The following is a 9,632-nucleotide window of genomic DNA, read 5'->3' on the forward strand; positions in this document are numbered from 1 at the left end:
ATACGATGTCATTATTATTGGAAAAGGCCCTGCAGGTTTATCTGCATCATTATATACGGCTAGAGGTAATTTAAAAACGTTGATTTTGGGAAAAGAAGGAGATTTATCAAAGGCTGCAACTATTGAAAATTATTGTTTTATCCCTAAGTTATCTGGTAAGGAAATGATTGATATTGGCGTAGAGCAAGCAAAAAGTTTTGGGGCAGATATTGTAGATGCAGAGGTGGTTGGTTTAAAGAAAATCGATGATATTTTTGAAGTATCTACAGAGCAAAATATTTATCAAGGTAAGGCTATTATTTTGGCTACAGGAAAATCTAAAATTAAAGTACCAGTAGAAAAGCTTGATGAATACGAGGGAAAAGGTGTTCATTACTGTGCAACTTGCGATGGCTATTTTTATAATGGTGCAAAAATAGGCGTATTGGGATATAAGGATTACGCTGTGCATGAATTAAAAGAATTTGAAACTATTACGTCTAATAGAGTACTTTTTACGAATGGCAATGCCTTAGAGATTAGCGAAGAAAGTGCAAAATATGTAGAGGAGAAAAATATTGAAATAAATAATAAAAAGATTCAATCCGTTGAAGGAATCCAATTTTTAGAGAAAGTACGATTTCAAGATGGTACAGAGGAGGCAGTGGAGGGTTTGTTTGTAGCATATGGCTCTGCATCTTCTACTGATTTTGCTAGAAGTTTAGGAGTACTAATTGAAAATGGCGATATTATTGTCAATAGAAAGCAAGAAACGGATATTGAAGGAGTTTATGCAGCAGGAAATTGTACTGGAGGATTACCTCAAGTTGCAACTGCAGTAGGAGAAGGGGCAACTGCTGGTCAAGAAGTAAAAAGCTACTTGAGAAAGAAGAAACCTTAAAAGCGTTTATTTAATATCAATGTGTTTGAAATAACTTATTTTGTGGAATAATATAATAAGGTAATTATAAACATAAGAATAAATATGCTTTAAATAGGAGGAAATAAAATGAGTGTAAAAGTATATTCAACACCATCCTGCCCATGGTGTGTAAAGGCTAAAGATTACTTAAAGGCAAATAATATCGCATTTCAAGAATATGATGTGTCTGTAGACCGTGAAGCAGCTACAGATATGATCGAAAAATCAGGTCAAAGAGGCGTACCAGTGCTAGATATTGACGGAAATATCATAGTAGGTTTTGACCAAAAGAACATAGCAAAATTATTAAATCTGTAATTTAGTTGTAAGATGTAAGTTCTAAGTTCTATGTAAAAGCATAGGGCTTGGAGCTTTTTTATTACTTGGTTAGTATGCTGGAAAGTTGAAAGGGTCAACTTTGTCGGCAAGTTCTTTTAATAATAATCTCATTATATTTATATTGCTCATTTTAAGCATAAAAATTAATATCATTCCAATTCGAATTTTAAAAAAAAGTAGTAGTGACGATTTTGGTATTCTTTATTTGATATAATGAGTAAAGTATAATTCTGAGGGTACTTACTAAATGAATAAATTAAGGGGTTATTTATGAAAAACATTTTGCAGAATGAACATATAATACCAATAGATGTTCTGCTTAACTGTGCTATGAATGAATATTTTGGTAGTGATCAATGTCAGTTAAAGAAGCTTAGGAAAATATCACTTATAAAAAAACTATGGAATGAAAGAAAAATCAAAAGATTGTTTGACAAATTTATAAGGGATACAGAACCTTACAAAACAAAGGTCCAGAAAGAATTAAACTCCTATACAGATTTTAATTCGCCTGAGATGAAAGAAATTAAATGTATTGTTACGGATTTTATGCTGGAGATGGATAAAAGAAAGCTGTTATTTGATAGACCTTTTTTAGAATTCTTTATGGAACAAGGTTACCTCAATATTGCTGAAGAGTTCATTCTAGATGCTAAAGAAGAAGACTCTCAATTAAAAGCTGAAGAAATATTTCAAGCCATAAGAAACGTATGGATCATGAATAGCCTTCAAATTTTCTGGGGCCTTTCTCTTGAATTGACTCCTTCCGTTTACGCTTATAGCATGCTCTATCCTTATACAGATAATTTTCTAGACAATCCAAAAGTAAAAGTACAAGAAAAAGTAGAATTCAACAAAAGATTGTCTAAAGTTTTAAATGGAGAAGAATTATCACCTACAAATTCCATTGAAGAAAGGGTTTTTTCTTTAGTAGATCAAATAAAAACCCAATATTCAAGAGATACATATCCTGAAGTTTTTCAAAGCCTATATCTTATACAGGAAGCTCAGATAAAAAGCATGAAACAGGACGAAGAGCAGTTTTTAACTTCTGATCAAATTCTTTCCATAAGCTTTTTTAAAGGTGGCACTTCTGTTTTAGCAGATGCTTTTTTGGTGAAAGGCAATTTAAATATGGACGAAATGCATTTTGCTTTTGCCTATGGGGCCTTCCTTCAACTTCTCGACGATCTTCAAGATGCTAAAGATGATAAAAAAGACAAGCATCAGACTTTGTTTAGCACTATAGAAGATAAAAGTCAAATTGATTACGAAGTAATTAAGCTCATTTCTTATATATTTAAGATCAATACAGAAGGGCAATTGGATACTCAGATGATGTCTTTCATGAAAGAAGTCATAAGAAACTGCACCCTAATGATGATTATGGAGGCAGTAGGGAGAAATCCAGAGCTCATATCTCGTAAATTATATAAAGAATTAGAGTCTTATTCTAAAGTTCGGCTTCCATTTTATAAAGAGTTTGAAGAAAAAATGAAAAGTATAGCAACTAATTTAAGTGAAAAACAGTAAACCTGCAGTATTTCATATGCTTAAACCACCCTATATACCTCGCCTAAAGGCGAGGTATATAACTTTATGTAATAGCAAAGTTATACTTTTGAACTTAGATATTATTTAAGCCCTCTTTATATGTAATTGAATCTTTGACCCGTAAGGCTTGACCTTGCACTGATGGCTGAAGTGCCAAAGGCACAGCGATACCTTCTTGAGGGGAAGATCTAATATGCTATAATATCTCATTTTTATAGAGAGCTTTACGTTTATACATTGATTTTTCGGCGTTATTGAGTACTTCTAAAATATTTTCTTCAGAGTTTTCCTTTGCATCCCAGCCAAAGGAAATACTAATAGGAAAACTATTCACAAATTGCTTAGAAGAAAGTTGATCTATGCGTCTAATAATCTCTTGGGCTACCTCTTTGGAAGTTTGTGATAACAAAATGATAAACTCATCGCCTCCAAAGCGAACAATGACATCTTCTTTTCGACATGCTGTTTTAAGAATCATTGCTGATTTTTGTAGGAGTTCATCTCCTTTAGCATGTCCCAAGGTATCATTAACGATCTTTAGGTCATTGACATCTCCTATTATAATCGATATGGGTAAGTTTGTTTTAGTATCCAAATTTTTAATAGCTTCTTCATAGAACCTACGATTATAGAGCCCTGTCAATTCATCATGATAACTTAAATACCTTATCTCCTCTTCTCGCTTTGTCCGCTCATTGATTTCTGCTTCTAAGGCAATGTTAAATTGTTTTAATGCCCGAGTAGCTAACTTGAGCTTGCGTTTAAGCTCAAAGACTTCTCTTTTTAAGTCGTGATTCGCTTGGGTTAGACGCTGTTTTTCTTTACTCAATAAACGGTTTTCTTGGCGAACATTGTGATTCAAGCTATTGTATTCAAAAATTAACATTGTTGCCGTTTGATTCATATGTCCTATATGAACCTCACCATAGGAATAGAAACCTATTGTAGGAATATCTGCAAATAATTCACCGTATTGTTCCACTAAGTTCTTGTTTTCTAGCTCAACTCGACGATGAATACAATCAAAACTTAAGATGCCTGTTATCTTTTTCCCTAAAACCTTTTTTTTCTGCTCTATTGCTTTTTGAGTTTCTTTGACAATATCTCCGTCCTCAAGTAATCGAACTTCCATATCCTTCAGAATATTACAGAAAAATTTTATGTTCGAACCATTGACCTTGTGAGGGCTTCGAACTAAAACATTATTCTCATCAATAACAAGCCCTACAGGGTGGCTTAAAAAATATTTAGGTATCTCTTTGGGGGAAAGTACGCCAAGTGCATCTGCATATGCTTGTACTGCAGGTTTATGGTTAAACTCGATAACTTCACGAGATTCTACATTGACTTTATTCGCCACTAGAATTGGATCTAGTACATTGAAACTTTGGGTTTCAATAATGCTAAATCCAGCTTTTTTTTGCATTTTTAGTAAGGCGATGACTGCAGAATCATTGTAGGCTTTACCATTCGCATAAACAGTGGTTCTTTCATATTTTAAGTTATCACCTGCGGAACCTCCGACAAAATTAATATCGGTAAGGTTACCTATTTCATCCATTAGTTTTTCTTCTTTTAAACTCAACCCATCGATGAGCACAATCCCAGCATATCTTGTAGGATCCATGGTATAGGTACTCTCATTGAAGTATTTATCAAAAGATGTAAAGGTTTGTTTTGTATTAAAGTTACTATTTAACCCCTGTATCACTTCGACTTTGGCATCAGCAATTAAGTTTGAGCTCAAGGCTAAAGCGACTACAGAATTGGTCAAAATTTTCTCATTAAATCTTTCACCTGCTGTAGAACAACCAAATACAATACAATCTTCAAATGCATTCTGCATTAATTGGCTTAATTTGTTCTGATTAAAGGCTGATGAGGCAAAGAAAATAAGTACTTTTGCACCGATATTGATGAGTTGGGTTTGGATTTCTAAGACAATCTCTTCTTCTGTCTCTTTTACTGAAAAGGCTGATTTGAGATTGTAACTCTCTTCAATAGATTCTTCTGCATTCAATTGTTTCTTTATCTCAATTAATTTTTCAATAATTTCAGGGTCATCCTTATCGTTACTATCGTATTTATCCGGATAGATCCCCTTTAGGATTAATTTAGCCTTTGTCATTTCTGCTATAACAGGATTGCCTCTTGCCCTTTCTTTGATAATACGATCTATTATTTCCTTGATTTTTCCAGACATAAGACTTTGCTCCTTTTCAAACGATCTATATGTATCACATAATTTTATAGCCATAGCATAATCTACACCCTAATATTCATATATCGGCTAATTTATTTTTAAAATAAGGATTTTTACGGTAAAGGATAATCGAAAGTAGGTAATAGTATTAAACTCATATTTCTCAAGATAATATAAATTGTAATGCAATTCAATACTCTAGTATTTAATGGTATCGTTATCATAGAATTATAACCTATGTTCGTATTTTTGTAAAAAGAGGATGGATAGCCTATTGATTCGCTATCCATCCTCTAATATGCATTTTAAGCTTATAGTTCATTATTATGTTTTCTTTGTTTTTTTTGTAGAATTCGTTTCTACAACCATCTTGTAGTTCTATGCTCTTATAGTTATCTTTCTTTCTAAAGAGCTCATTTAATCCACTCTAGGAAATTCAATCTCGTGTTCTACCTTTATCATGATCACTTTGTCATCTTCTAAGACCAAGGTATCACCAATTGGAACGATGATGTCACTATCTTTACGTTGTACCATAATAATGAGGCGATTAGGTGGCAATTCTAAGTCTTTGATGTATTGGTTTTCCCACTTATGACCTCTTGGAATCGTAAATTCGATAAGATCTTGTCCACTTTCATCAAAATGTATCTCACCACCTATGATAATTAAGTCGTTTTCCCGAATGACTGTATGTCCTCTAGGAACAACTGTTTTTCCATTGCGTTCAATTTTTGCCACGATAAAGTCAAATGTCAGGTTTAAATCCTTTATCTGAGTGCCAATTAAGCTACTACCTGGGCGAATTCTTGTTTGTAAAAAGCCGATTTCTGCTTTGCTTTGATAGTAATTAAAGGTCTTTAAGACCGTATCACTAGGATCGAGTATATCCCAGCTTTTTGACGCTGGTGGCATTAAAGAACCTTGAACCAACGAGGACAGTACACAGATACCAAATACAATGTGGTAAATATCCACAGAGATTACCGCATTACTATTTACAGCCATAATCGCAAAGGCAATGGCAGCAGCACCCCGAATACCTGCTAATGAAATCATGTTTAATTGATTTCGTTTGAGACGGAAAGGTAACATCAAACCGTAAACAGACAATGGTCGAGCGATAATGGTCATAAACAACATGATAGCAAGTGCTACTGGGAATGTCTCAATAAATCCTTTGAAGTTAGACAATAAGCCTAAGATGAAAAATAGACCAATCTGCATGATTTCAGTAAATCCATCAAAGAAAAAGACGATGTCACGCTTACCTCTAAATTCTATATTACCAAGATAAATACCTAAAATATATAGAGCCAGGTAGCCATTACCGCCAAGAAGACTTGTAGATGCGTAAGTAATGAGCATAGCAGAAGCCATAAAGACAGCGTATAGTCCGTCTGCTTCAAGTCGAAGATTTCGAAGTAATTTCCCAATGACAAATGCAAAGGCAAAACCCATAACAATACCGAGAGCTACCTGAGATAAAATCAGAATGGGAATAGATACTTCTGATCCCACGATTATAGATAAGAATACCATAGTCATTGTATAAGCCGTCGGGTCATTGGAGCCACTTTCAAGCTCTAGTAGTGGTGCTGTATTATATTTAAAGTTTAAGTTTTTTGATCGTAATATATTTGAGACACTAGCGTAGTCCGTTGAACCCACAATGGATCCAATGAGCATACCCTCCAGTAATTCAAACCCTAAAATGTAGTGACAAAATAAACCTGTAACTAGGGCAGTTGCAACAACACCCAAGGAACTAAGCACAATTGCTTCTTTGGCAACTGGCTTAGCCATATTCCAATTTGTACCAAAGCCTCCGTAAAACATGATAACCATGAGCGCGATAGTAGCAAAATTATCCGCAAATTCGAAATCCTCAAATTCAAGACCTAGTAAACCAAAGATCATACCTAGGGCAATAAACAATAACAGAGCAGGTATCCCGTGTTTATTAGAGAATCGGATGGCAAAGAGTGCTAGGATGAAAATAACACCGATAAATAAATACTGCATATATACTCCTTTCTGATAGATAATGATGAAAAAAATCTAAAGAGGTTGTAAATTTTAACCTCATTGTTTAGATGAACTAATTTCTTTCTAATCTTTATTCTATCATAAAGTTTAAAAAGGTCAAAAGAGCTGCCCTTAGGCAGTTGTTCTGTTGATTTAATTATAGTATAAACTCTTGAGATTCTCTTTTATGTATTAATTTATGGCATGAAAAGAAGACAAGCTGAATATATAAAAGCAGGAGGTGTAGGCATTGGATGAAAAAGAATTAATCAAAGAATATTTTAGAGAAGTAGATAAGAGAAAAAATCTAGAAGAGAAGAAAGTTGCTGAAAAAGAAAAAAAAGGTAAAATAAAGCAAAAACGTGATATATTTATAAAATCAATCTTTACGGTAGTAATAGGATTAATGCTTCTTTACTTGATTAAAATGATCAGTGATATATTCAGTCAATTTTTACTCTAAATGTAAAAGGTCACTAAAAAATAGTTAGTGACCTTTTACAATAGAATAATCTGTAACTCTGATAGATTGTTTATATCGAGCCATCTATTGCATTCTTTGTTATTGAGACAAATACTTAATTTGATTTCTACCTGCGTCTTTTGCTTGGTATAAAGCTCTGTCTACCACCTTAAACAAATCGTCATATGACGATTTGTTATTCGGAATCGTAGAAGTAACCCCTATACTCACAGTTACATAATTACTTACTGAAGACTTCTCATGAGGAATTTTAATGGACTCGATATTTATCCGTAACATAGTAGCAATTTTTATTGCCTCTTCTTTCCCTGAATCAGGCAGGAGCACAATAAACTCCTCTCCACCATAGCGGGCTGCCATGTCGGATGAACGGGACAATGATTTTTTAAGAGTGTCTCCCATTTTAATCAGGCACTCATCACCTGCCATATGTCCATATAAATCATTAAATTGCTTAAAGTAATCAATATCCAGTAGTATTAATGCAATAGGTCTTTTATATCTCAAACATCGGCGCCATTCGATTTCTATGGTTTCATCATATTTTCTTCTGTTCCATATTCCTGTTAAGCAATCTTTGAATGAAAGCTGATTCAGGTTTTTATTTATCTTTTCTAATTCAAGCTTTTGTTGTTCAATTTTTTCCTTTGACTTTTCTAAATCCTTAGTCCGTTGAGATACTAATTCATCTAAATTGGAATTAATTTCGGTCAGTTCTGCAGTTAAAATTTCCTCTCGTGCCAAAGAATCTGAAAACCTTTTTGATAATAATAAAGAATTTGCAAAAGCAAAAACTAATTGTCCAACAGAACTAAGACTGCCTGTTCGGATCAAAGTCTTTAAAAATGCAGATCCATCATCATTCATCCATATATTAAGAAATATAATATCGTTTATACTGATCAATGATAAGGCCAATGCACCTATAGCTATAAACCAGCTACCATCTTCTTTGTGAATACATATTCTGATTAACGCTACTAATATATATATAATTATAAATACAGCCCATATTTGGTATATAAGATTGAAAGAGGTGAAAATTCTAGCAGGTGTTAGAACAACTAAGAATCCAAAAATAGCTCCAATAATTTGAGCAATTTTAGTTATTCTAGCATGAAAATATTGAGGGTAAATCAACATAAAAAATAGTAATATCAATGGGATTCCGAAATAGAAGGAAAGTGTTTGTAACTTATGAGCAATCTCCCAACTAAAGTTAGGAAATAAATACATGAAAAATCTTTCTCCTACTAGCAGAGTCCTCATTCCTACTAAAAGACAAAACAATCCAAAATACAACGACGAAGTGTTCTTTTTCCTAAAAAGGAATAATGCTAAATGATATGCTCCTATGTATATCAAACTTCCAAATATGATTAACTCTGCTGCTAAACTCTTATCTCGTAACTTTATAATTTGCTTTTCACCGCCAAGATTTATACTCTCCAGCATTCCTCCACTGCGATGATGAAAATTTGAAACCTGAATTAAAATTTCATTTACTCCCTGAGATGATTCGAATAACGCTAATTGAGGAATGTATTGGGGAGTCATTATCTCCCTATTTTCACCTACCTTTCCAGCTATAGCAATCAGTTCTCCATTTACCCAGAGTTTATACGCTGTAAACATCCTTGGAATCTTTAAACCTAATTTGATATTTTCTGCTGTTATAAATTGCAGTCGATAGGTTGCATATCCATAACCTGATTGATCTTCATTTCCTTTGTATTTATTCCATGAACTGGGAATCTGAATATACTCGTTTGATGACTTGGTTTCAGCTTTACCGGGAGCTATGAGTTGATTCCAGAAGAATTCCCATTGACCATCTAAACGAACGACACTATTTTCAAGTTTCACTCGGGTTAAGTCCATAACACCTGATTCAGCCATAGTTTTAATCTCAGGTCTTTGAGCAGAACACGCTCCAAAAATGAATGATATTAATATTATTATCATGATAATATGTAGCTTGTATTTATACATCAAATTCACCTCGTGATGTTAAAGCATTCCTTATATAATAATCGCCTTAATTTTAAATATTTTAAGTTTTATTATAATGGTGGATTATATAATTAAGTTAGCCACCATTATACAAAAAAACGCCACGTGAA

7 protein-coding genes are annotated in these 9,632 nt (G+C 33.4%); 4 read left to right on the forward strand and 3 right to left on the reverse strand.

The window, feature by feature from the left end:
• The 3 genes from Q7P22_RS02715 to Q7P22_RS02725 form a co-directional block, all read left to right on the forward strand.
• Positions 1-880 (forward strand): NAD(P)/FAD-dependent oxidoreductase (locus Q7P22_RS02715; protein WP_303860329.1); only part of this gene is annotated, 880 nt, incomplete at its 5' end.
• Positions 881-988: 108 nt separating this feature from the next.
• Positions 989-1,219: a glutaredoxin domain-containing protein gene (locus Q7P22_RS02720; RefSeq protein ID WP_113920746.1), complete on the forward strand. Its 231-nt coding sequence runs from the start codon at positions 989-991 to the stop codon at positions 1,217-1,219.
• Between the two features lie 291 nt (positions 1,220-1,510).
• Complete coding sequence (locus Q7P22_RS02725) at positions 1,511-2,773, forward strand: hypothetical protein (RefSeq protein WP_113920745.1); 1,263 nt, start codon at positions 1,511-1,513, stop codon at positions 2,771-2,773.
• 217 nt (positions 2,774-2,990) lie between these two features.
• Here Q7P22_RS02725 and Q7P22_RS02730 read toward each other — a convergent pair whose 3' ends face one another.
• The gene (locus tag Q7P22_RS02730) at positions 2,991-4,997 is read right to left on the reverse strand and encodes a diguanylate cyclase (RefSeq protein WP_303860337.1); all 2,007 of its coding nucleotides are present in this window, start codon (positions 4,995-4,997) and stop codon (positions 2,991-2,993) included.
• A 417-nt stretch (positions 4,998-5,414) separates the two neighbouring features.
• Positions 5,415-7,022 (reverse strand): potassium/proton antiporter, encoded by a 1,608-nt coding sequence (locus Q7P22_RS02735; protein ID WP_303860340.1) that lies wholly within the window; start codon positions 7,020-7,022, stop codon positions 5,415-5,417.
• A 253-nt stretch (positions 7,023-7,275) separates the two neighbouring features.
• Between Q7P22_RS02735 and Q7P22_RS02740 the strand changes: the two genes are divergently transcribed.
• Positions 7,276-7,488, forward strand: a complete 213-nt coding sequence (locus Q7P22_RS02740; protein ID WP_303860343.1) for a hypothetical protein — start codon at positions 7,276-7,278, stop codon at positions 7,486-7,488.
• 99 nt (positions 7,489-7,587) lie between these two features.
• Here the strand turns inward: Q7P22_RS02740 and Q7P22_RS02745 are convergent, their stop codons facing one another.
• A complete protein-coding gene (locus tag Q7P22_RS02745; RefSeq protein ID WP_303860346.1) occupies positions 7,588-9,501 on the reverse strand; it encodes a diguanylate cyclase in 1,914 nt (637 codons plus the stop codon).
• Positions 9,502-9,632 lie beyond the last annotated feature (131 nt).

The organism is Alkalibaculum bacchi (assembly GCF_937875145.1).
In the GTDB taxonomy this organism is placed as follows: domain Bacteria; phylum Bacillota; class Clostridia; order Eubacteriales; family Alkalibacteraceae; genus Alkalibaculum; species Alkalibaculum bacchi_A.